At 58.4% G+C, this 24248-nt stretch carries 18 protein-coding genes and 1 tRNA gene; 7 read left to right on the top strand and 12 right to left on the bottom strand.

Annotated elements, in window-relative coordinates:
- Positions 1-366: 366 nt before the first annotated feature.
- The 3 genes from ACTO3O_RS03300 to ACTO3O_RS03290 form a co-directional block, all read right to left on the bottom strand.
- The gene (locus ACTO3O_RS03300) at positions 367-1461 is read right to left on the bottom strand and encodes a carbohydrate-binding family 9-like protein (RefSeq protein WP_297832870.1); all 1095 of its coding nucleotides are present in this window, start codon (positions 1459-1461) and stop codon (positions 367-369) included.
- Positions 1462-1776: 315 nt separating this feature from the next.
- A complete protein-coding gene (locus tag ACTO3O_RS03295) occupies positions 1777-1926 on the bottom strand; it encodes a hypothetical protein (protein WP_297625304.1) in 150 nt (49 codons plus the stop codon).
- 1234 nt (positions 1927-3160) lie between these two features.
- Complete coding sequence (locus ACTO3O_RS03290) at positions 3161-4138, bottom strand: KpsF/GutQ family sugar-phosphate isomerase (RefSeq protein WP_297832506.1); 978 nt, start codon at positions 4136-4138, stop codon at positions 3161-3163.
- Between the two features lie 168 nt (positions 4139-4306).
- Between ACTO3O_RS03290 and recQ the strand changes: the two genes are divergently transcribed.
- Positions 4307-6532, top strand: coding sequence for a DNA helicase RecQ (recQ, locus tag ACTO3O_RS03285; RefSeq protein WP_297832504.1), 2226 nt, complete (start codon positions 4307-4309; stop codon positions 6530-6532).
- A gap of 511 nt (positions 6533-7043) precedes the next feature.
- Here recQ and ACTO3O_RS03280 read toward each other — a convergent pair.
- Positions 7044-7274, bottom strand: coding sequence for a hypothetical protein (locus ACTO3O_RS03280; protein WP_297832502.1), 231 nt, complete (start codon positions 7272-7274; stop codon positions 7044-7046).
- A 15-nt stretch (positions 7275-7289) separates the two neighbouring features.
- Between ACTO3O_RS03280 and rsmA the strand changes: the two genes are divergently transcribed.
- From rsmA to ACTO3O_RS03255, 5 genes are all read left to right on the top strand, one after another.
- Entirely contained in the window at positions 7290-8105 is an 816-nt protein-coding gene (rsmA, locus tag ACTO3O_RS03275; RefSeq protein WP_482596438.1) for a 16S rRNA (adenine(1518)-N(6)/adenine(1519)-N(6))-dimethyltransferase RsmA, read from the top strand.
- 1256 nt (positions 8106-9361) lie between these two features.
- Complete coding sequence (locus ACTO3O_RS03270; RefSeq protein WP_297830765.1) at positions 9362-10273, top strand: cation diffusion facilitator family transporter; 912 nt, start codon at positions 9362-9364, stop codon at positions 10271-10273.
- A gap of 5 nt (positions 10274-10278) precedes the next feature.
- Positions 10279-11199 (top strand): alpha/beta hydrolase, encoded by a 921-nt coding sequence (locus tag ACTO3O_RS03265; protein WP_297830762.1) that lies wholly within the window; start codon positions 10279-10281, stop codon positions 11197-11199.
- Between the two features lie 68 nt (positions 11200-11267).
- Complete coding sequence (locus ACTO3O_RS03260; RefSeq protein ID WP_297830760.1) at positions 11268-12092, top strand: DNA-methyltransferase; 825 nt, start codon at positions 11268-11270, stop codon at positions 12090-12092.
- Positions 12085-12816 carry a PmeII family type II restriction endonuclease gene (locus tag ACTO3O_RS03255; RefSeq protein WP_297830758.1) on the top strand — a complete coding sequence of 244 codons (732 nt, stop codon included), beginning with the start codon at positions 12085-12087 and terminating at the stop codon, positions 12814-12816. Before ACTO3O_RS03260 ends, ACTO3O_RS03255 begins: the two co-directional genes overlap by 8 nt.
- A 23-nt stretch (positions 12817-12839) precedes the next feature.
- Here the strand turns inward: ACTO3O_RS03255 and ACTO3O_RS03250 are convergent.
- Positions 12840-12923, bottom strand: a tRNA-Leu gene (locus ACTO3O_RS03250).
- Between the two features lie 42 nt (positions 12924-12965).
- Here ACTO3O_RS03250 and ACTO3O_RS03245 point away from each other — a divergent pair.
- Positions 12966-13232, top strand: a complete 267-nt coding sequence (locus tag ACTO3O_RS03245; RefSeq protein WP_297830756.1) for a hypothetical protein — start codon at positions 12966-12968, stop codon at positions 13230-13232.
- 175 nt (positions 13233-13407) lie between these two features.
- Here the strand turns inward: ACTO3O_RS03245 and ACTO3O_RS03240 are convergent, their stop codons facing one another.
- The 7 genes from ACTO3O_RS03240 to ACTO3O_RS03210 form a co-directional block, all read right to left on the bottom strand.
- Positions 13408-14454: a M20 family metallo-hydrolase gene (locus ACTO3O_RS03240; RefSeq protein ID WP_294594197.1), complete on the bottom strand. Its 1047-nt coding sequence runs from the start codon at positions 14452-14454 to the stop codon at positions 13408-13410.
- Between the two features lie 14 nt (positions 14455-14468).
- Positions 14469-16658: a dipeptidyl-peptidase Dpp5 gene (dpp5, locus tag ACTO3O_RS03235; protein ID WP_297830753.1), complete on the bottom strand. Its 2190-nt coding sequence runs from the start codon at positions 16656-16658 to the stop codon at positions 14469-14471.
- Between the two features lie 103 nt (positions 16659-16761).
- Complete coding sequence (locus tag ACTO3O_RS03230) at positions 16762-17670, bottom strand: DUF3137 domain-containing protein (protein ID WP_297830751.1); 909 nt, start codon at positions 17668-17670, stop codon at positions 16762-16764.
- Entirely contained in the window at positions 17670-18239 is a 570-nt protein-coding gene (locus ACTO3O_RS03225; protein ID WP_297830749.1) for a LemA family protein, read from the bottom strand. Before ACTO3O_RS03225 ends, ACTO3O_RS03230 begins: the two co-directional genes overlap by 1 nt.
- Before the next feature lie 19 nt (positions 18240-18258).
- Positions 18259-20448 (bottom strand): glutamine synthetase III family protein, encoded by a 2190-nt coding sequence (locus ACTO3O_RS03220; protein WP_297830748.1) that lies wholly within the window; start codon positions 20446-20448, stop codon positions 18259-18261.
- Positions 20449-20486: 38 nt separating this feature from the next.
- Positions 20487-21521 (bottom strand): aspartate--ammonia ligase, encoded by a 1035-nt coding sequence (gene asnA / locus ACTO3O_RS03215; protein ID WP_297830746.1) that lies wholly within the window; start codon positions 21519-21521, stop codon positions 20487-20489.
- Between the two features lie 88 nt (positions 21522-21609).
- A complete protein-coding gene (locus ACTO3O_RS03210; RefSeq protein WP_297830744.1) occupies positions 21610-24099 on the bottom strand; it encodes a TonB-dependent receptor in 2490 nt (829 codons plus the stop codon).
- Positions 24100-24248 lie beyond the last annotated feature (149 nt).

The following is a 24248-nucleotide window of genomic DNA, read 5'->3' as shown; positions in this document are numbered from 1 at the left end:
CCGCAGGGATGCACTCAAAACGCAATTAGGGTAACTCCAGCCTCTTGCCCCCACGGGCACGCGCCCCCGTTTATTCCGAGAGGCACCGCACTGAAAACCGTAGACGCGGAGGTCTGTGTAGCTAGTATTGAGCCACGCTACGTTGAAACTCAAACTCAGGCCGCTAGTACTGGTGGTACTGACCGCAGACGACCAACTGTAACCATACTTGCTGACGCCGAGCAGCGCACCTGTATCCCGATGGCGGTAGCCCGGGGCGGATTGAGGTGAGAATACAAAAAGGAGGATATGAACAGGGGGGGTATGAAAACGGGGTTGGAGCAGAACTCTGCTTCAACCCCGTTTCGTATACAGAGTTTCGAAAGCCTATCGCCCTTCGCCCACGTAGCCCTGCTGGTCGATGTACCACGATGTGCCGTCGAACCCCGGCGCCACGATGCGGTAGCTGTCGCCCGCCACATACACCGTCGGTCTGAAAGCGAGTCCTTCGATCTCGATGTCAGATGCTTTCAACTCTTTCGGCGTAGAGGCCCACCGCCCCGTCGAGCTGCGGAACTCCCGCTGACGGAAGTAGAGCTGCCGGAGAGCCCATTTGACCTCTTCGTTCCGGTTCCAGACGAACGGCGTTTCGCCCTTGCCGGCCGTCACGGTCGAAAATTGCAGAAAACCCCAGTATTCCGGTTCGTGGATGCTGATTTTGCCGCTCGGAGCCCAAACCCAATTGTCTTCCGGCAGGTTCGGCCGTTTGACGTATGCTCCGTCCACCACATCCAACAGCCATTGCACGCGCGAAAAGTTCAACCGCCACTGTTCGCCGGTTTCGATCCCGCGTTTCCCGTACCGAACCTCCAGCAGCGTATGGATCGGAATCGCCATCTCGAATGTCCATTTTTCATCCGTGTCCGACGGATCGTTCAGCGTGCCGTAGAGCTTCACCGCCGACCGCATTCCGTTCATGTTCCACGCGTTGAGCGGTGCCCCGCCGTCCCGGTAAGGCCGCGTCAGCATCAGATCCCACTCGGTGCCCAACGCATTGACCTCGAATTCCATATAGTGGTGGGTGCTGCCCGTCACATCGAGGAAGACTTCGAAGTCGTTGTCCTGGAAAATCACCGATTCGCGCTCCGTAAGGGTCGCCCACAGATTCGGCTCGATCATTTCGGCGGCGATGTACAGATATCGGTCGTCCCACATCAGTTTGGCCCGGCACCGATGGCGCGGCGTCACCGGCCGGCGAGTGCCCTCGATGTCTACGAAGTCGGACGTCCACGGCACATCGGCCCACTCCGGGGTGTCGATATTGCCGTCGATGGTCACCTCCTGGGGCGCCCGGTAGCAGACGTAGCGGGGCGGGTCGAACGGATAAGGGGTGCTGAATTCCACCGGAGTTTGTCGGGCCTGCACGGAGGCGGAAGCGGCCAACAGACCGGCTGTCCAAAAAAGAAGGGTCGATTTTTTCACGTAAAAAGTTGGGTTAAGTGGTTGAAAAATATTTTTTGAGTTTACGGTTTAGGGCAGTTGTCAGGGCTCTGTCGCCCAGCGGCTTTGCCGTTCGGGAGGATGGGGACAGGTCGAACTAGAGAGCTTTAGGTCATGGGTTGGGCCGAGCTCCTGCGACCCTTTGGGGTCGCGCGGGCCGGAGCCATCCCCCGGCGTAGGACCGCAACTTCGCGATGCTCGTTTGGCCTACGCTGGCTCCGGCTGCGAGTTGTTGGGGGTGAGGCTGCCGGTTGTTTAAGCTGAGGCTGCCATCTTTCGGGTGCCGAGCGGCACCGTTTATTCCGAGAGGCAGCGCAACTGAAGACCGTTGGCACGGGGTGTCGCGTCATTGGTCTTGAACTCCTTCGGGCCAAAGTGTAAATACATTCCCTTGGTCTCGCTGGTCGATGAAGACCAACTGTATCCATAGCTGCCGATGATCCACAATGCACCGTTCCGATTATAGTTGCCTGCGTCGCGGCAGCCCGGGGCGTACCCTTTGGGTGATTTAATGGCAGCCTCTATCCTAAGCCTCCGTCTCCCTGTTTATTCCGAGAGGCAACGCAACTGAAGACCATAGGCGCGGTGGTAGGTTTCGCAGGGATGGAGGATCGTTACGGTGAAATACAAATATGTACTGTAATGGTCGTTCACCGATGACGAATAGCTGAACCCGTGTGTGCCGATATTGGACGGTAGGCCTGAGGCGGTACCGCTGCGGTAGCCCGGGGCGCACCCACAGGGCGTTTTGCTGGCAGCTTCTACCCTAACCAACAGGCCGCCTCGGCCCTACTTTATTTCTTTGGCGGGTCGGACGCCCGGGCGGAACGCAACGAACATCGTGAGTTTGCAGGCCTCCCGAGGGGGAGGCGTCCGACCCGCGCGGCTCTGCGAGCCGCAAAAGATCAACCCAAAGCACAGCCCAACCCACCCTCAAAGTTCATCCATTCTTTCAAGTTCGTCCTCGGCGCGCCCCCCACGCGCCGCTAATGCGTCGCCCTCGCCGAGGACGGCGACCTATAAGGTCGCAAAAGCACCGCCCAAAGCAGAGCCCAGTTCTCCGCCCCGTGTCCGCCTCACTGCGGCTCCGCTTTCGCTCCGCCATCTTGCCGTCGCCCGCTGGGATTTCATCTCGATTTTGCTCACCGCAAAACGAGTGAAATCCCTTTTTAGGCGGACGGGCGACGGCGTTTTCGCACACGGTCGAGTTTTTCCGCGCGCCATTCTTTGTTCGCGCGCCGGGGAAATCTTGTCAAAACGTGCCAGCACATTTTGACGATTTCCCTTTTAGGGCGACGGCGCGCGGTCGAGCTTTGACCCGCCTAAAACTGGCCTCGGGCCGGCCGGGCCCCACGTCCCGTGGACGGGAAATGCTCACGCATTTCCACTGGCAACCTCTACCCCTATTCTCTGTCCGCGCGCTGGCGGAAATCTTATTCAAACGCGAAACTCGCGTTTGAATGATTTCCTACTTCAGTGATCGCGCGCGGATCGAGCTTTGACCCGCCTGAAACTGCCCTGCGCGGGCGGCGGACGGCTAATAAGGCAAAGACAACCCTAACAAAACGCCCGATGGGCGCCCCGGCGGGACGGAGCGATACTGCGTATCGCTTAACCGCCTCGGCCCAAATCTTCGCTCTGTTTTCTGTCCGCGCGCAGCCTCGCCGACAGGGCGTGGGTGCTAAACCACCCCCTCGCGCAGGATGTCGTGGATGTGGATAATGCCGCAATAAGCGTCGTTCCGCTCCGGATCGAGCACCAGCAACTGCGTGATCTTGTTCTGCTCCATCATCCGGAATGCCTTGACCGCCAGCTCGTCCGCCGGAATGGTCTTCGGCGAAGGCGACATGATCTCCCGCGCCCGAACCGCCGTAATATCCTGACCGCTTTGGAGCATCCGCCGCAGGTCGCCGTCCGTGACGATCCCCAGCATTCGGCCCGTTTCCGGCTCCACTACCGCCGTCGCTCCCAGCCGTTTGCCCGAAATCTCGATAATCACCGTCTTCAGATCCGCGTCCGGAGCTACCTGCGGCGCCCCTTCGGCCGACATGATATCTCCCACCCGCGTGTAGAGCTTCTTGCCCAGCGCCCCTCCCGGATGGAACCGGGCGAAGTCCTGCGCCGTGAATCCCCGCATCTTGAGCAGCGTCATCGCCAGCGCGTCGCCCATCACCAACTGGGCCGTCGTGCTCGACGTCGGAGCCAGGTTGTTCGGGCACGCCTCCTCGGCTACCGTCGTGTTCAGCACCCGGTCGCTGTGCTGCGCCAGGAACGACTCCAGATTGCCCGCCATGCCGATCAGCAGGTTGCCCATCTGCCGGATGAACGGAACCAGCACCTTGATCTCCGGCGAGTTGCCGCTCTTCGAGATGCACAGAATGATGTCGTCCGGCTGGATGATCCCCAGGTCGCCGTGGATGGCGTCCGCTGCGTGCATGAAGACGGCCGGCTGGCCCGTGGAGTTGAGGGTCGCCACGATCTTGTTGGCGATAATGGCGCTCTTGCCGATGCCGGTGATGATGAGCCGTCCCCGGCTCCGGAAAATCGTCCGGGCGATTTCGACGAAGTTGTCGTCGATATATGCTTCGAGCCGTCGCACGGCGTCGCACTCCGTGCGGACGATCTGCCGGGCGAATGCTATGGTCTGTTCGGTAGTCACTTCCGATAGAATTTTTGAACAAAGGTAGTCGGATTTTGTAAAAAACGATTACCTTTATTGTCGTTCGCGCCGACAGAGGCCTCGGTTTCGGAGGCCGGGCGGAACGGTGACGGGCTGAGAGAGAGGTGGTCTTGTTTTTTTCATCATCCGGGAGGAATCTTATACGCTATGGCGAACCGCACTACGTCCCACTATTCGTCGTCGGACTTTCTGTACGAGAGTCTCAAACGGCATTTCGGCTTCTCGCAGTTCAAGGGGAATCAGGAGGAGGTGATCCGCAATGTGCTGGCGGGGAACGACACCTTCGTCCTGATGCCGACCGGGGGCGGGAAATCGTTGTGCTACCAGCTCCCGGCGCTGATGATGGAGGGGGTGGCGATCGTCATCTCGCCGCTCATCGCGCTGATGAAAAATCAGGTGGATGCCATGCGGACTTTCTCGATGGAGGACGGCGTGGCGCACTTCCTCAATTCGTCGCTCAACAAGAGCGCGGTGCAGAAGGTGCGGGAGGATGTGCTCGCGGGGAAGACGAAGCTCCTCTATTTTGCGCCGGAGTCCTTGACTAAGGAGGAGAATGTGGAGTTCCTGCGGAAGATCAAGGTGTCGTTCTATGCCATCGACGAGGCGCACTGCATTTCGGAGTGGGGACACGACTTCCGGCCGGAGTATCGCCGGATACGGCCCATCATCTCGGAGATCGCTCAGGCGCCGGTCGTCGCGCTGACGGCTACGGCGACGCCGAAGGTGCAGCTCGATATCCAGAAAAACCTCGGGATGCAGCATGCCAAGGTCTTCAAGTCGTCGTTCAACCGGGCCAATCTCTACTACGAGGTGAGGCCCAAGGTCAATGCCACGAAGGAGATCATCAAGTATATCAAACAGAATCCGGGCAAGAGCGGCATTATCTACTGCCTCTCGCGGAAAAAGGTCGAGGAGCTGGCGGAGCTGCTGGTGGTCAACGGGATCAAGGCGTTGCCGTATCATGCGGGGATCGATGCGGCGACGCGGGCGGCCAATCAGGACAAGTTCCTGATGGAGGAGGTGGATGTGATCGTCGCGACGATCGCGTTCGGAATGGGGATCGACAAACCGGATGTGCGGTATGTGATTCACTACGACATTCCGAAGTCGCTGGAGGGGTATTATCAGGAGACGGGACGTGCCGGACGCGACGGGGGCGAGGGGCGGTGCATCACGTTTTACAGCTATAAGGACATCCAGAAGCTCGAAAAGTTCATGCAGGGCAAGCCGGTGGCGGAGCAGGAGATCGGTCGGCTGCTGTTGCAGGAAACGGTGTCGTATGCCGAGAGCGCGATGTGTCGGCGGCGGATGCTGCTCCACTATTTCGGCGAGGAGTACGGGGTGCCTAACTGCGATTGTTGCGATAACTGTTGTAATCCGCGCGAGGAGTTCGAGGCGCAGGAGGCTATGCGGCTGATGCTGGAGACGCTGGCGGTGATCGGCGGAGGGTTCAAGGCGGACTATCTGGAGGCGGTGCTGCTGGGGCGGACGACCAATCTGGTGAAGTCGTACAAACACCACCAGCTGGAGCTGTTCGGAGCGGGGGCGGAGCACGATGCGCATTTCTGGAACGCGGTGATTCGGCAGGGGCTGATTCTGGGGTTGGTGGACAAGGATATTGAAAACTACGGTTTGCTCTCGATCAGCGATGCGGGGCGTGCTTTTCTGGCGCCGGGCGGGGCGTTCAGCGTGAAGCTGGTGGCGGATCACCGGTATGAGGAGGTGGACGACGAGGATTCGGTGGCGGCGCATCCGGGGGCAAAGGGGGGGGCGGCGGCTGATCCGGTGCTTTTAGATATGCTATTCGACCTGCGCAAGGAAGTTGCTCGTAAAAGTGGCTATAAGCCTTATGTTATTTTTTCGGAAGATTCGCTTAAGGACATGACAATATATTATCCGGTAACGCTCGAAGAGATGCAGAATAATATCTCAGGTGTTGGAGAAGGTAAAGCGAAACGTTACGGGCAGCCTTTCATTAAACTAATCGCTCGCTACGTAGAGGAAAACGGCATCGAACGACCGCAGGAGATGGTGGTCAAAAGCATTGTCAATAAGAGCGGGAATAAGGTCTTCATTATTCAGAGCATCGACCGCAGAATGGACTTTGAGGACATTGCGGATGCGAAGGGGCTGACGATGGACGAGTTGATGGACGAGATCGAAGCGATCGTTGGGTCGGGGACGAAGCTTAATATCGACTACTATATCGCGGAGATGGTGGACGAGGATAAGGTGGTGGATATCATCGACTATTTTACGGAGGATGCGGAGACGGATTCGGTGTCGGATGCGGTGCGGGAGTTGGGGGGAGATTATACGGAGGAGGAGATACGCTTGGTGCGGGTCAAATTTCTGAGCGAGGCGGGGAACTGACGTGCTTTTGCGGGGCGCGTGCACGAAGAATCGGCGGAGGCAGCCATAGCGAAACGTAGTTTCGCCCGTCCACGGGACGTGGGGCCTGCGCGGCCTGAGCGCAGTACCCTCAAACTAAATCGCGCAGGCGCGCGAAAAACTTGGCCCGCGCAAAAACTCCGTCGCCCGCCCGCTTACAAAGGGGATTTCGCTCATTTTGCGACAGCAAAATAGAGATGAAATCCAGCGGGCGACGGCAAAGGCGGCGGAGCGACAGCGGAGCCGCAGTGAGGCGGACACGGGTCAGTGCTTGGGGCCGTGCTTCTGCGGCTCGCAGAGCCGCGCAGTCCGCCGCCACCCCACGCGGCGGGCTGCAACTTCGCGGAGCTCGTTGCCGCTCTCCGCTGGCGGCGAACTGCATCAACAAGACGCGCGGGCCGGAGGCCCAAGGTCAAACCAAAGTCGGGTAGAGGCAGCCCAGTTATTTGGGGGTAGACACAGCCAATAAAACATCCCGCGAGTCCCTCTCTGTTTATTCCGAGAGGCAACGCAACTGAAAACCGATGCCTCGGTAATTCGGCCCGCCGGGGTTGAGATGTGTCATAAGGCAACTCAAACTCACGCCATTGGATCCGCTGGATGCAGAAGACCAGTTGTATCCGTAGTTGCCGACACCCAACAGTTCGCCCAACAATCCATTGTTCCCCGCGTCGCGGAAGCCCGGGGCGGGAGATGCAGGAAAAAGAAGATTTAGTTTTGTCATTTTAATCTGCTGCACTTGGAAGTCAGAGCGAAAAAATATTTAGGTCAGCACTTTTTGACCGATCAGAACATAGCCCGGCGGATTGCCGAAGCGCTTTATGCAGGCGACGACGAGCGGATTGCCCGGGAAAAGGTGTTGGAAGTCGGGCCCGGGATGGGCGTATTGACCCAATATTTGTTGCCGGTTTACGGCGATCGGCTGACCGTCGCGGAAATAGATACCGAGAGCGTGGAGTACCTGCGGGTGCACTATCCGAACCTGAATGTTCTCGAAGGCGATTTTCTGCGCCTCGATTTGGCGGCACTTTATCCGCAGGGAGTGGGGATTATCGGGAATTTTCCATATAATATTTCGTCGCAGATATTTTTTAAAGTCCTTGATTTCAAGGATCGGATTCCGGAAGTCGTGGGGATGATTCAGCGAGAAGTCGCCGTTCGGCTGGCGGCTTCGCCAGGCGGGAAGGAGTACGGAATCCTCAGCGTGCTGTTGCAGGCCTATTACGATATCGAATATCTGTTCACCGTGCCGCCGGGTGTTTTCAATCCGCCGCCTAAGGTGCAGAGCGCCGTGATTCGGTTGCGAAGGAACGGCGTAACGGAACTCGGGTGCGACGAGGAATTGTTTCGGAAGATTGTCAAGGCTACTTTCAATCAGCGGCGGAAGACGATCCGGAATTCGTTGGGGGCATCGTTTCCCGAAGTGTTGTGTGCGGTGGCAGAGGGGAGGGTGGAGGCGCATCCGTTTTTCGGCTTGCGACCTGAAACATTGAGCATAGCACAATTCGTAGAACTGACCCGGTGGGTGGAGGCGGTGAGGGGGATAGACTCTTAGGGCAGCCCTGGCTTTTTTCGGGGCAGAGGCTGCCAGTGGAAATGCGCGAGCATTTCTCGTCCACGCACCCGTTGGGTGTTTTGTTCGGGTTGTCTTTGCCTTATTGGTCAGCGCGCGAACCAAGAATGGGGGTAGAGGCTGGTAGTTGGAAATGCGTAAGCATTTCCCGTCCACGGGACGTGGGGCCCGCGCGGCCCGAGCGCAGTACCCTCCTGTAGTTAAAGACGCGCGCCACGCCTTAGGAGGGAAATCGTCAAAATGCGCTGGCGCGTTTTGACAAGATTTCCCAAGGCGCGCGGACAAAGAACTGCGCACAAACATCCGTCGCCCGCCCGCCTAAAGAGGGATTTCGTTCATTTTGCGACCTTTAGGTCACCGTCCTCGGGGAGGGTGACGCATTAGCGGCGCGAGGGGGGCGCGCCGAGGACGAATTTCCGAGAATGGGGCGTTGCAGTTGCGGTTCGTAGAACCGCGCGGGCCGAAACCTCCGACCGCGGAGGCCCGCAACTGACGTTGCTTTGGGCCCCGCAGGCTTCAACCCGCTAAGGCAATTGTATTTTTGCAAGCTCGGTTGCGTTCCTGCTGGCGGCGAACTGTGACAGGTCTAATCCGAAAGAATTGGGGAGGGCATTGGGCGGTGAGTTGGGCTGAACTTTTGACCGTGCTTTGGGCATTGCTCTTGCGATCTTTTAGGATCGCGCGGGCCGGACACCTCCCCACGGGAGGGACGCACAGCGTCTTTTACTAGCCGCCTCTACCTCACGACAGCACCTCACGGGCGGCCTGCCACACGCCGCTTCCGCGCCGAGAGCTGCCGTACCTCCCGGGCGCCCGACCCACTTTAGTCGAGAGTGAATATTAAGGGTCGGAGCCAGCGTGGACGCAACGAGCTCCGCGACGTTGCAGGCCTACGCCTGGGGTGGCTCCGGCCCGGGCGGTTCTTCGAACCGCAAGATTCCGCTCAAAAGTAGGGTAGAGGCTGGCAGTAAAACGCCCTGCGGGCGCGTTTATTCCGAGAGGCAACGCAACTGAAGACCGTAAGCGCGAAAGTATACGCTGGAGGGATAGATCCACGTCGTGCCCAAATACAAATACGTGCCTCCAGTGCCCTTTGCAGTCGACGAGTAACAGAACCCATAATTGCCGTTACCCAGTAAGTCGCCAAACTTTCCGTCGCTTCCCGCATCGCGGCAGCCCGGGGCGGGGCAGCGCGAAACACCATGCGCAAAGAGACCCAGAAATAGACAAACAGAGCCATGCACGATCATAACCACCCACACCACCACGACCACATGCACCATCATGCGGCGACAGGAAATATTGCCCTTGCGTTTTTCATCAACCTCGGGTTTGCCGCCGTCGAACTCATCGGAGGGCTGTGGACAAACAGCATTGCGATTCTATCGGATGCCTTTCACGACTTCGGCGACAGCTTGTCGCTGGCCGTCGCCTGGCGGTTGCAGAAAGTGTCCGAACGACCCGGAGATGCCCGGTATAGCTATGGGTATAAGCGATTTTCGCTGCTCGGCGCCTTGTTCATCTCCACCGTACTGCTCGTCGGTTCGGTCTTCATTATCAAAGCGTGCGTCGAACGCATCGTGACGCCTCAGGAACCCAATGCCGAAGGGATGCTCGGATTGGCCGTCTTCGGCGTGCTGGTCAACGGCTTTGCCGCGCTGAGGCTCAAAAAGGGAGGCTCGATCAGCGAACGGGCCGTGATGCTCCATATGATGGAAGATGTGCTGGGATGGCTGGCCGTGCTGGTGGTCAGCGTGGTGATGCTCTTCGTCCGGGTGCCGATTCTCGACCCGCTGTTGTCGATCGCCATTTCGTGCTGGGTGCTGTGGAACGTCTATCGGAACATGCGGGCTACGTTCCGCATCCTATTGCAGCACACCCCGTCCGAAATCGATGTGGAACGGCTGAAAAACGAGATCGTGGCCTTGCCGGAGGTGGCTTCGATTCACGACCTGCACCTGTGGAGTCTGGACGGCCAGCGGAACGTCAGCACGTTGCACGCGGTGACGGTCGCGCCGTTGGACACCGAAGCGCAAATCGCCCTCAAACGAAAAATCCGGTTCATTTGCGAACAAAACGGCATAGAACATGCTACGATCGAGCTTGAAACGACGGGGGAAGATTGCAGTCTGACCCACTGTTGGCATTGAACCCTATGGAATTCGAATATCAGACGCTGAATTTTCCGGCCGACTACGACGGGCCGGTGGTCGCCACGCTCATCAAGGCTCCGTTGCCGGAGAGAGACACGCGGCGGGCGGTGCTCTACGTGCACGGCTATATCGACTACTTTTTCCAGACGCACATGGCCGAAGAGTTCGTGGCGCACGGCTATCGGTTTTATGCCGTGGAGCTTCGCAAGTACGGCCGGTCGCTGCTCGAAGGGCAACACCCGGATTTTGCGCGGTCGATGTACGAATACTATCCCGACCTGACGGAGAGTATCCGTCGGATTCTGGCCGAGGGGGCGACGGAGGTGATCCTCCTGGGGCATTCGACGGGGGGATTGCTGGCGGCCCTGTATGCCGACGACGGGCCGGCGGAACAGCGGACGGCGATTGCACGGGTGGTGTTGAACAGTCCGTTTTTGGAGTTCAATGCGTCGTGGTTCAAACGTCGGGTCGAGATTCCGTTGGCGGCGGCGGTGAGCATCGTCCTGCCGTTCGCTCATAAAAAGAACGAGCTGTCGCCGCTCTATGCTCAGAGCATGCACCGGGATTTCCGGGGGGCGTGGCATTTCGACACGAAATTCAAACCGATCGAGGGGATTCCGCTCTATTTTTCGTGGCTGCGGGCGGTGCGCAACGGCCAGCGGCGCATCAAACGGGGGTTGCACATCGAGGTGCCGGTGTTGGTGATGAGTTCGGACCGGTCGTATTTCGGCACGGAGTGGAGCGAAGAGTTGCTTCGGTCGGATTCGGTGTTGAATGTGGAGGATATCGGTCGCTATGCGCGGAATCTGGGGTCGGATGTGACTTACGTGCAGATTCGGAACGGGGTGCACGATCTGTTCCTTTCGACGCATGCGGCGCGCGAAGCGGCGTTCCGTGCGGTCTTCGAGTGGCTGGTTAGGTAATTCTGAAACACGTTTTGATGCAACTTTGCAATTGTCTATTTTTGCAAAATTGGGCAAGCGATAATATTATGATAGAGATATATCAAGGGGATAGTCGTGAAGTGTTAAAAGGTATTCCGGATGATTCCGTTGATTTAATTGTAACTTCGCCTCCATATGCCGATCAGCGAAAAAAAACTTATGGTGGGATTAGACCTAGTGAATATGTGCAGTGGTTTTCATCTATTTCAGCTGAGTTGTTGCGTGTACTGAAACCTACAGGAACATTTATTTTAAACATCAAAGAGAAAGTAGTAGAAGGAGAACGTAGTACGTATGTCTTAGAACTTATTTTAGCCATGCGTCAACAAGGCTGGTTATGGACAGAGGAATTTATTTGGCATAAGAAAAATAGTTATCCTGGGAAATGGCCGAATCGCTTTCGGGACTCTTGGGAAAGATTGCTGCAATTTAATAAAAGCAAGAAATTCCATATGTATCAGGAAAACGTAATGGTACCTATGGGAGAATGGGCAAAATCACGATTGAAGAATTTATCCGAGACAGATAAAATACGAGATGATTCTAAAGTGGGGAGTGGCTTTGGGAAAAAAATATCCAATTGGACATCTCGTAAGTTTGCTTATCCTACGAATGTGTTATATCTAGCTACTGAGTGTAATAATAAAAATCATAGTGCTGCATTCCCAAAGGAGTTACCCGAGTGGTTTATCAAATTGTTTACTCAAGAAGGCGATATAGTGATGGATCCTTTTATGGGCTCAGGTACTACCATAACCGTATCTCAACAGATGAATAGAAATTCAATTGGAATTGAAATCGTACCAGAATATTGCGATATGGTTTGTGCGTCGTTAGGAGTAGAAAAACACAAAACAAGAGATAATGGATAAGTTAGATTTGGCAGATGTTACAAAGTATGTTGAAGAAAATATAGGGATATTTCATCAAAAAAGGATTCAAAGTCTTGATACTCTTAAACTGGTTAGGATACTAAAACGAAAGAATCCATATTTGTTTAGGGCTAAATATGTTTTAACGTCAGAAGAGATTGTACGAGGGATTGTTGATGCTCACATCTCATCTAATGAAGAAACCATTTTTGGAGATTGGTTAGAGGGACTTGCTATTTTTATTAATGGGAAAGTCTATGGCGGATGGAAATCTATGGCAGAAGGTATTGATCTTGAATTTGATAAGGATTGTGTCCGATACGCTGTTGCGATTAAATCAGGGCCTAATTGGGGAAATGCTTCTCAAATTAGGAAAATGAAAGAAGATTTTAAAAGAGCAGAGAAAATTATTCGGACGAGTAACTCTAAGTTACATATAATCAAAGTGAACGGATGTTGTTATGGGAAAGATAAGAATCCAGATAAAGGGGATTATTTCAAATTATGCGGACAAGAATTTTGGTCATTAATATCAGGTGAGGATACCTTGTATATTGATATTATAGAACCTTTAGGTCATAAAGCAAGAGAGAAGAACGAAGAGTTTTTAGAGGCCTATGCTAAATTAATTAATAAGTTTACTTTAGAATTTACTCAAAATTATTGTTTGGCAGATGGTTCTATAGATTGGCAAAAGATAGTGAAGCTCAATTCTGCAAAGTAGTTTCTTATTTCATAAACAATATGTGCGGATGAAGGGACTCGAACCCCCACGCCGGTCAAGGCACCAGATCCTAAGTCTGGCGTGGCTACCAATTACACCACATCCGCAGAGCTTCTGCAAAAGTAGGCAAAATAGACTACTCCTCCAAAATGACAGTTTTTATCCGTACGGTTTTAATCCCCCGTTCATTGGGTTGGAGGGTACTGTTCTTTTTAACTTCGCTGTGCTCGTTTTCCTCCTCGCCGCTCGGCAATTTGCAAACTATGTTTGTATTGCTCTCGCTGGCAGCGTCGGTTGTGAACAAAGAGAACCAGAAAAACTTTAGACGGATGCTGGCGCATCCTCAAGCTGCCGGCGGCCCAAATCTCGGTTTGTTCGTCGGGCTGGGGTTTTCCGGCGTGGGCGCATTAGGGTAATACCTGCATTATATGCGCCCCGCCGAGAAAACCCCAGCCCGACAGACTCGCGAAGACTGAAGACTGCGGAGCCTAAGGAGTAGCGTAGCTATCATGAAAGTTCTTTGGGTACCTTTCTTTCAAGAAAGGTACGGTTCCGTCCGGCTCAAAGAATAGCGTACAGAAAACCGTAGGATTAAAGAACAGCATTGAGCAGAGCGATGTATTGGGCGATACCCTCTTCGACCTCTTTGAGATAGACGAACTCATCCGCCGTATGCGACCGCGCCGACTCCCCCGGTCCCACCTTGAGCGACGGAACCGATAATAGCGCCTGATCCGACATCGTGGGCGAGCCGAACGTCTGTCGTCCCAGCGCCATCCCCGCCGCCACGATCGGGTGCGAAGCATCGATCGACGACGGCTTCAGCCGCGTCGACCGCGGGAAAACATCCGACCGGACATGTTCCCGCACAATCGCCAGCACCTCCTCGTTCGTATAGCGATCCGTCACCCGGACATCCACCGTGAACCGGCATTCCGCCGGCACCACATTGTGCTGCGTCCCCGCGCTGACGATCGTCACACTCATCTTCACCCCGCCGAACAAGGCCGACTCCTTCGGAAACCGATAGGTGCGGAACCAATCGATGTCCTCCATCGCCCGGTAGATCGCGTTGTCTCCCTCGTCCCTCGCCGCGTGTCCCGGTTTGCCGTGCGCCACGCAGTCCAATACCATCAACCCCCGTTCGGCAATCGCCAAATGGAGCCCCGTCGGCTCGCCCACGATGGCGAAATCCAACGGGCCGATCTCCGGTAAGATACTCTCGATGCCGTTCTGTCCCGAAACCTCCTCCTCTCCCGTCAAAGCCAGCAGCAGGTTGTATTTCAAATCCTCCGCTTCGTAGAAGTGCAGAAAGGCCGCCGTCAGACTCACCACGCTCGCCCCCGCGTCGTTGCTCCCCAGACCGTACAGTTTCCCGTCGACCACCTCCGGCAGAAAAGGGTCGCGGCTCCATCCGGCCGCCGGTTTCACCGTGTCGTGGTGCGAGTTGAGCAGGATGGTCGGCTTCGACGGATCGAACCGTCGGTTCCGGGCCCACACGTTGTTGTGCAGCCGGTGCACCTCCGCTACTCCTCGCCCCGTCAGAAAAGCGGCCAGCAGGTCGGCCGTCATCTTTTCTTCGCGGCTGTAGGAGGGGGTGGCGATCAGTTGTTCGAGGAGTTCGATGTAACGTTTCATCGGACGGCTCAGAGTTAGTGTTTAAGGTATTTGTCCAGCCAGCCGAAAAATTCGCGGTTCCAGACCAGCGAATTCTGCGGTTTGAAGACCTGGTGTCCCTCGTCCTCGAAGTAGACCAGCCGCGACGGAATGCCGTGCGCCCGCGCTGCCGTGAAAGCCTGAAGGCTCTGTGTGAACGGAATCCGGAAGTCCTTCGCCCCCGTGATGATCAGGATCGGCGCATACCAGTCGTTCACCGCCAAGTGCGGCGAGTTGGCATACGAACGATCCGCCACTTTATTGCCCGGCCGTTCCCAGTAGGCTCCGCCGAGGTCGTTGGTCGGGAACCAGAGCTCTTCGGTCTCGCCGTAGAAACTTTCGAGGTTGAACATCCCGCAGTGGGCGATGAACGCTTTGAACCGCCGGTCGCTGTGCCCCGCGAGGTAGAAGGTCGAGTAGCCCCCGTAAGAAGCCCCCACGCAGCCCCGTCGCTCGGTATCCACCCACGGCTCTTTCGACACATCGTCGATGGCCGAGAGGTAGTCCCGGATGTTCTGTCCCGAGTAGTCGCCCGAGATTTGGTCGAGCCACTCCTGTCCGAACGACGGCAGCCCGCGTCGGTTCGGCGCCACCACGATGTAGCCTTGGGCCGCCATCAGCTGGAAGTTCCACCGGTAGCTCCACCGCTGCGAAACGACGCTCTGCGGCCCGCCCTGACAGTAGAGCAGGGTCGGATACTGTTTCGTGCTGTCGAAGTCCGGCGGCAGGATCACCCACGTCAGCATCCGCTTGCCGTCGGTCGTCGTCACCCACCGTTTCTGCACGTCGCCCATATCGACGTGGTCGTAAATCTCTTTGTTGATAAAGGTGATCTGGGTATCTTTCCCGTTCGCGAGGTCGATGGAGAAGAGTTCCGGAGCCATCGAGAGGGTGGTCTTCGCCGCAACGACCACCGGCTGTTGCGCACCGCCCTCGCCGGTCGTCAGGAAAGCGATGCTGAAGTCGGTGTAGTCGTGGTCGCCTGCCGTCAGCACGGTAATGGTCGCAGGTCGATCGCCCGTGGCGAGGTCGGCCCGGCACAACTGGTGGGTCGCCTCGATCGGGGCGATGAAGTAGATGCTCTTGCCGTCTCCGCTCCACCGCAGGTTGGCGGCGTTGTAGTCGAATCCGTCGGTTACGTAGCTTTTCGCCCCGGTGGCGAGGTCCATTACGAACAAGCGATCCTTGTCCGACTCGTTCCGGGCGCGTTCCATGCTTTGCCACGCCAACCGGCTGTCGTCTGGCGAGAAGACCGGATATTTGTCGTACCCCGGCATCCCGTCTGTCAGGTTTCGGGTTGAGCCGTCGCTCAGGTCGTAGAGGTAGATGTCCGAGTTCGTGCTCATCGAGTATTCATACCCGGTGAGCTTCTTGCAGGTGTATGCCACCTGTGTTCCGGCGTGGTTCCATGCCACTTCGCTCATCTCGAAATAGGGGGCCGTCGGCGCGTCCCACGGCTCGCCGGGCATAATGTCCCGCGCATCGGAAATCCCGTTGCCGTCTGCGGCCGATGGGTTCAGGTCGGCCACGAAGATATGGCTGTATGCGCCGTCTTCCCAAGTGTCCCAGTGCCGCTCCATCAGGTCGTCGTAGATCAGGGCTTTGGATGCCTTCATGCCGTATATGTCCGCAGAAGATACCGAGTCTACCTGAACGTCGGCGGTGTACCAAATCTTATCCCCTTTCGGACTCACTCCGAAGCCGGTGATTCCTCCTTTGACGTCGGAGAGGCGTCGCAGTCCCGTCCCGTCGGGCTGTACGCGCCAAAGTTGCTGGGTGGCCTCTTCTCCGCCTCTGGTGCTGAGGAAGTAGATGCAGGACTCGCCGGTTTTCGGATCGACGCCCCATGCGGGGGAGTTGTCTTTCCCGGTGTTGTTCGTAATCTGTCGCGCTTTGCCGGGCTCTTCGACCGGCATCACCCACAGCGAGGTGTACCCTTTGTTCTCGCCCATATTATAATAGGTCAGGGTGTACAGGACTTTCGTCCCGTCTGCCGACAGGGCGCCGTTTCCGATACGCCCCATCTTCCACATCACTTCGGGGGTAAATACGCGCGCTTCTTTCTCGGCTGCGGTCAGGGCGGTGTCGAGTGCGGCATTCCCGGTCGGGCTGTCGCCGGGCTGAGCGGTTCCGCAACTGGTCAGGGTCGCGGTGGCTATTCCGAACATGGTCATCAATCGTTTCATAAAATAATTTTAATCTGTTCGATTATTCGTACTTGCCTTGGAGGGTACCTTTCTTTCAAGAAAGGTACGGTTCCATGCGGGTAGATACGGATCAATCGAACGGTTATTCTTTTGTCCAGATGCGCGTGTTCATGTTGAGCTCTTCGACCAGCCCCGTCAGTTCGCGCACCGCCAGGATGTCGCGTCGGATACATTCCGACATCGGTCGCCAGAGCCCCGCCTCGTAGTGGTTGCGGGAACAGTCGCGCGCCACCATGATGCACGAGCCCGTGAAACTGATCCGCAGGCAGCGCGGGTACCGCTTCGCCAGCTTCATGATGCGCTCCATCAGCCCCGGCGTGAGGATATACCGGGCCTCGATCTGATCCGTCGAGCAGACCAGAAAACGGCGCATCAGCTCCGGGTTCTCCAACGTCACCCGTTGTTTTCCCGCCAGCCATTTCGCCCCCCAGAAGTTAGGTACGAGCGTCGTCTGTCCGGCGAAATCCTTGTTGAAGTCGGCTACGAAGAAGAAACCCCGGAAAATTTTTACCCACGTCGTCCGCGTCCCGCGCGAGGTGTGTACGGTGCGCTCCTCCATCGCCTTCACCTCCGCAAAACGGAACTCCGTCTTGCCAATCCGTCCCTCGATCAGGTCTTCCGTCGTATAGCGGTCCGGCCGGGTCGGAAACAGATTGCTCTCGATGAACACCTCTTCGTCGATGCCGTCGTTCGCGTCGTACTCTCCCTCGTCGCAGAAGTGACGGACGAGTTGCGGTACGATCTCTCCTTTATAGTATTGCGATAATTGGCGGGACAACTGGATCGAGACGATCGCCAGCAACACGACCGAAGCGACCAGCAGCCCCCAGCCCCAGACGCTGCCGCCCACGACTGTGCCGAGCAGCGTCCCTCCCGCACAAACCGCTGCCCAGATCCGCCACTGTCGGCGATAGCGGGCCTGCAACTGCGGGAATTCGCCGCTGTGTACGGCTATCGTTTCGTCGGCCGGAGAGGTTGCGACCTGTTCCATCAGTTATCTCCGAACAGGGATTTGAGGTTCGGCGCCTGTCGCTCCTCTTCCGGTGTTTCGAGCACCTTTTCCGGCTGGAAATGTCCCATGCCCGCGATGATCGACGCCGGAAAGACCTGAATCGAGTCGTTGTAGTCCGTCACCGCCGCGTTGTAGGTGCGCCGCGCCGCCGAGAGCTGCTCTTCCAGCTCGTTGAGCGTGCGTTGCAGGTGCATGAAGTTGTCCGACGCCCGGAGCTCCGGATACCGTTCGGCCACGGCGTAGAAGTTCCGCAGGCCGACCCCGAAACCCAAGTCGAATTGCTGTTTTTCCTGCGCCGACAACTCGTCGTAGCTCTGTTTCCCGCCGCGCAGGGCCGTCACCGACGAGAAGACCTCCGCTTCGTGCGCCGCGTAGCGTTTGACCGTCTCCACTAAGTTGGGCAGCAGATCGAACCGCTGTTTGAGCACGGCATCGATCGCTCCGCCGGCGTTTTTGATCGCGTTGCGTCGCCGCACGAACCCGTTGTGGATCGAGATCGGGACGATGATGAAAAGCAACAGACAGGCGGCCAGAATGATCCAAGGCATGGTTTTGCGATGTGTGTGGTTATTTTAAAAACAGGAGTTCCCGGTATTTCGGCAGTGTCCACATCTCGTTGTCGACGATGAGTTCGAGTTTGTCGATGTGGTAGCGGATCGACTCCATGAGCGGCACCACCTTGTCGTGGTATTCGATCGCCTTGGCCCGTTCGTCGGCGATGCGGTTGGCCACTTTCCGCGCTTCGACCATCTCTTCGACCTGCCGCTGCACCTCTTTCATGTGTTCGGCCAGTTTGACGATCAGCAGGCGATCCTGTTCGGCCAGCTGTTTCGCCTCGTCGGCCGGGAAGATCTCGCCGAATTTGGCCACCTTGTCGAGCAGCATGCTCTGGTAGCGCGACGCCACCGGCAGGATGTGGTTCATCGCCAGGTCGCCCAGCACCCGTGCCTCGATCTGTATCTTTTTGGTGTAAGTCTCCCATTCGACCTCCGTCCGTGCTTCGAGCTCGACCTTCGAGAGGACGCCCGTCGAGGTGAAGAGTTCGATCGACTCCTGGGTGAGGAACCGGTCGAAGATCAGCGGCGCGCTGGTTTCCGTGTCGAGCCCCCGTTCCCGGGCCTCCTGTTTCCAGGCGTCGCTGTACCCGTTGCCGTCGAACCGCACCGGTTTGCATTCGCGGATGTAGTCCCGCAGGACAGTGAAAATGGCCTTTTCGATCGGCATCCCCGTGGCCGAGAGTTCGTCGATCTGTCGGCGGAAGAGCTTCAGTTGTGCCGCCACCGCCGTGTTGAGCACCGTCAGCGCCCCGCCGCAGTTGGCCGACGAGCCCACCGCGCGGAATTCGAACCGGTTCCCCGTGAAGGCGAACGGCGATGTCCGGTTGCGGTCGGTGTTGTCCAGCAGGAGCTCCGGAATGGAGGTCACCCCGAGCCGGAATCCCGCCTTCTCGTCCACCGCGATCGCCTCTTCGGACGACGAGTTCTCGATCTTGTCGAGCACTTCGCTGAGCTGCCGCCCGAGGAAGACCGAGATAATCGCCGGCGGCGCCTCGTTGGCTCCCAGCCGGTGTGCGTTGGTCGCGCTCATGATCGACGCCTTGAGCAGGCCGTTGTATTTGTAGACAGCCATGATCGTATTGACCAGGAAGGTGACGAAGAGGAGGTTGTCCTTCGGCGTCTTGCCCGGCGAGAAGAGGTTCACGCCGGTGTCCGTCCCGAGCGACCAGTTGTTGTGTTTGCCCGATCCGTTGATCCCTTTGAACGGCTTCTCGTGCAGCAGGCAGCGGAAACAGTGCCGTCTCGCTATGCGATGGATGACGCTCATCAACAGCAGGTTGTGGTCGTTCGCCAGGTTGGTCTCCTCATAGATCGGAGCCAGTTCGAACTGGTTCGGAGCCACCTCGTTGTGCCGGGTCTTGACCGGGATGCCGAGCTTGAGCAGCTCGACGTCCAGATCGCGCATGAATGCCGCCACCCGGGTCGGAATCGCTCCGAAATAGTGATCCTCCAGCTGCTGGTTCTTCGCGCTCTCGTGTCCCATCAGCGTCCGCCCCGTCAGCACTAAGTCCGGACGTGCCGCCCACAGCCCTTCGTCGACCAGAAAATACTCCTGTTCCCAACCTAAAAACGATGTTACCCGTTTGACCTGCGGATCGAACAGCCGGCACACATCGGTCGCCGCCCGATCCACTGCGTCGATCGACTTCAGCAGCGGGGTCTTGAAGTCCAGCGCCTCGCCCGTGTAGGCGATGAAGACGGTCGGAATGCAGAGGGTCGTTCCCACGATAAAAGCCGGCGAGGTCGGATCCCATGCCGAGTATCCCCTGGCCTCGAACGTGTTGCGGATCCCGCCGTTCGGAAAGCTCGACGCGTCGGGCTCCTGCTGGATGAGCAGCTTGCCGGAGAACTCCTCGATCATCCCGCCGTGTCCGTCGTGCTCCACGAAAGCGTCGTGTTTTTCGGCCGTCCCGCCGTTGAGCGGCTGGAACCAGTGCGTATAGTGCGTCGCACCCATATCCAAAGCCCATTGCTTCATCCCCGCGGCCACGTTCATGGCCAGTTCGCGCGACAGGGGGGTGCGGTTTTCCATCGTATCCACCAGCGCGACATAGACGTTCTTGGGCAGATACTTGCGCATCCGGTCGCGGTTGAAGACGTACATGCCGAAATACTCCGACGGCCGTTCCGCCGGCAGCGCCACTTCTTTGGCTTTGCGCCGGATCGCTTCGTCCACCACTTTGAATCTGAGTGAAGTCATAGTATTAAACAGGGTAAATGGTTAGGTTCCGTGAATGGTTATTTGAGTTCGATTCCCGCCCGGAGGCACGCCTCGCGCATCTCGTCCGGCCAGACCGATGCCTGGACTTCGCCGATATGGGCGCACCGCAGCAGGAACATGCAGAGGCGCGATTGACCGATCCCGCCGCCGATCGACAGGGGGAGTTCGCCGTCGAGCAGCGCCCGGTGGAACTCCAGCCCGGCCCGCTCCGGACATCCCGCCTCTTCCAGCTGCCGCTTCAGCGCCGCCGCATCGACCCGGATTCCCATCGACGAGAGTTCGAAAGGCACCTCGAGCACCGGATTCCACAGCACGATGTCTCCGTTGAGCCCCGCATGGCCCGCTTCGTTGACCGTGCTCCAGTCGTCGTAGTCCGGCGCCCGCCCGTCGTGCTTCGTGCCGTCCGACAGCCGTCCGCCGATGCCGATGATGAAGACCGCTCCGTACTCCTTGGCCGCCTCCCGCTCGCGCTCCTTGGGCGTGAGACCCGGATACCGTTGCAGGAGCTCTTCGGCCTGAATGAAGGTGATCTCGTCCGGCAAAACCGGCGTGATGTGCGGAAACCGTTCGTAAGTAGCCGCCTCGACCTCCCGCAGGACGTCGTAAATGTCTCGCACCACCCCTTTCAGGTAAGCGAGGTTGCGCTCTTCGGCCCGCATCGTCCGTTCCCAGTCCCACTGGTCGACATAGAGCGAGTGGAGGTTGTCCAACTCCTCGTCGGCCCGGATGGCGTTCATGTCGGTGTAGAGGCCGTAACCGGGCGCGATGCGGTACTGGGCCAGTTTCATCCGTTTCCACTTGGCCAGCGAGTGCACCACCTCGGCCCTGCGGTCGCCCATGTCCCGGATCGGGAACGACACGGCCCGTTCCGAGCCGTTGAGGTCGTCGTTGATGCCGGTGCCGGACAAAACAAAGAGCGGCGCGGTTACGCGTCGCAGTCCCAGTTTTTTCGATAAACACTCCTGAAATTTTTCCTTGAGCAGCCGGATGGCACTCTCCATGCTGTTCCCGTTCAGACTCGCGCGGTAGTAGGGAGGGATTGTCAGGGCCATCGGAAGAGGTTTTAAAAGAAAGGTTTCGAAGCGACAAAGATAGGAAAATTTCCGCCGAATGGTACGGTTCCTGGTGTGCTTTCTTGCGTTAAAACCGGTAGGAGGCGGTGGCGAAGAAGGTGATGCCCCGGGCGTAGTAGTATTTCGAGGCCAGCGGCAGGTAGACCTCCTCATGGTTTTTTCGGTACAGCCGCGACGATTCGTAGCCGCTGGCCCGGATCGTGCGGCGGTTCAGCAGGTTGTCGATGCCGGCATAGAGCCCCAGCCGGTGCCGGGCTCCGAAATAGATGGTTTTTCCGATGAAAAGGTCGATGGTCGCCCCGCCGCCGAGATTCTCCTGCTCGGCGGCTATGGCGCGTGCCTCGGGCGTGTATTTCCACCGCTCCACAGCCGCCTCGCTGCGCCGGAGCGGCGTCGGCGAGATGTAGTTGCCCGCCCACCCCTTCAGCGTCGCGGTGAACACCCAGCCCCGCGGAGCGTATTCCAGCTCCAGCGCGCCGATCGTCTGGGGCCCTGTGGCCGTGTGCAGCCCGCGGTAGTAGACCGTCTCGGTCGCGATCGGTTCGCCGGTGCTTTCGCGGATCACCGTCGCCTGCGGGTTCGATGTGTAGCGGCAGTCGGTCACCGCTGCGGCCGCCTTCAGCTGCAACCGGGGCCCCAGCCGGATTTCGGCCGACAGCTCCGCGCCGATGTGGCGCGTGTCGATCCCCGTCATCGGGTAGTTGCAGAAAAAGTGGGTCAGGTCGTTGTAGAACCGCCGCACCTCCGTCCGGTTGCGCACCGTCGCGGCGAAGAGCGCCGCATGGATCCGGAGGAGCGGTACCCGGTAGTCCGCCCGGAGCTCCGCCTCCAGCATCTGTTCGTTCTTCAACCCCGGCACGAGGGCGTTGCGGTACTCGGGTGAGATAAAAGCCCGGCGGGGCATCGGAGCGAGGCTCCGGGCCGTGAACCGGAACCCGACGCGCAGCCGCCCGCCCCGGTTGTAGCCCGCTCCGCCCTGCACGAGCCATTCGGGATGGGCCGACCATTTCGACCAGCCGAACGACTCGTTGCCCGGGAAGTTCTGTTTGTCGTAGTAGCCGAAGCGGCGGAAGGCCATCGCGCCGACCGACCCCGCCGCTTCGAAGTCCCACTGCCTCCACCGTCTCGAAAAGCGGGCCCACATGCGAGGCTGGAGCCCCTGCATCGAGTATTTGTATCCGAACGTGTCGCCTTCGCGCACCTCCCGGTTCGGATAACGCATGTCGTTCTGGGTGCCGTTGGGCGCGTCTTCCGGATTCTCGGCGAAGACGTCCACGTCCAACCAGTAGCCGCCGCCCAGCAGGTCGTCCAGTCGTTTGAAGTGCAGGTTGTCCGCAGCGGCGCATTCGAATCCTCCCTGCCAGCGGGTGCGGGCGTCGGGTCGCCAGTCGGCGGTGACGTGCAGCGCGAACTCCCGGTAGTCGCGCATCCGGCTCGCCACGATGTAGTGCGCCCTCGGGCCGTCGTCCCGATTTTGTGCCGCGAGAGCCGCCCAGTCGATCTGACGCGTGGACTCGTCTGTGCGCCATCGTTCGTCGGCCAGTTTCCGTTCGGCGCTCCCCTCCGGGTAGAAGCTCGGCAGGTAGCGGTAGTAGTCCGGATGGGGATTCGGCGCGTCGTACCAGTCGAGCCCCGAGAATGCCGACCGGCCGAACCGCACGCCTGCCGTGGCGGCGATCTGCAGTGCGTCGCCCGAATCGTAGGCGTAACTCAGCATCGCGATCGGCTCGGCGGCGCTTCGGATGCGGGCCGACCGTCGCGTGCTGTTCCACCGGCCCCATGCGGGGTTATAGAGGCGGTTGCCGGTCAGGTCGAAAGCCTCTTCGGTCGAGGCGGAGGCCAGTGCCCGCCGGTTCGGTGCATACCAGGCGGTCAGGGCGATCCGGTGCCGGTCTCCGCCGAACCGTTTCGAGACCGATCCGAAAACGGCCCAGCTGTCGTTCCACGTCCCCTCGACCGTGTACGATCCTCCTCCGTCGCCCGCCCACGTCCGTCCGGCGAAGAGGGAGTAGCTCCAGCCGTTGCGGGCGTTCTCGCCGGAGCGATAGCCCGCCGAGCCGCGCAGCGTGTAGGTGCGGTTCGAAGTCGAGAGGGCGACTCGTCCGCCGCGCGTCTGTTGCCAGGCGAGCATTTGCCGTTCTTCCGCCCGCCCGGTGGCATCGAAGCCCGCGTGGCTCCGGGTGCCGACGTCGTTGAGCCCGTAGACGGCGTTCCAGGCCGGCGTCCCCTCTTCCCATTCGGCGAGGGAGAGGCCGTTTGCGCGGAACGTCCGGTAGCGGTTGTCGTATCCGCGGGGTTTGTAGCGCAGGAAACCGAACCCGAAATCGACGGTCTGATCCCAATAGTCGTCGTAGGCGTGCAGCGGAGCGAATCCGAACGGATTTTCGGCGGCGTCGAGCCGCCAGGTCACCGAATCGGCGGCGGGCGGCAGTCCGGTCTGTGCGGCGGCGGGCAGCCCGAAAAAGAGCAGACAAAGGGCCGGAATCGCTCCGTGCCGCCTCGTCGGAGAGTCGGGGCGTTTCTGTCGGACGGTCGGGTATGTGGTTGTGGGTGGCAAACATCGAAAGATATGGAGTTTTCGGTTCGGATATTTTAGTGAGCATGTATTATGCTATAATTAGATTATTTCGGATTATTTTCGAGCGATTCGGGAGGCTGAAACGGATCGTCCGGGTGGCTTTTCGGCACGGACGGATAGCGACGGAA

This window comes from Rikenella sp., from assembly GCF_056799795.1.
This window is presented reverse-complemented; position numbering and strand designations above follow the sequence as displayed.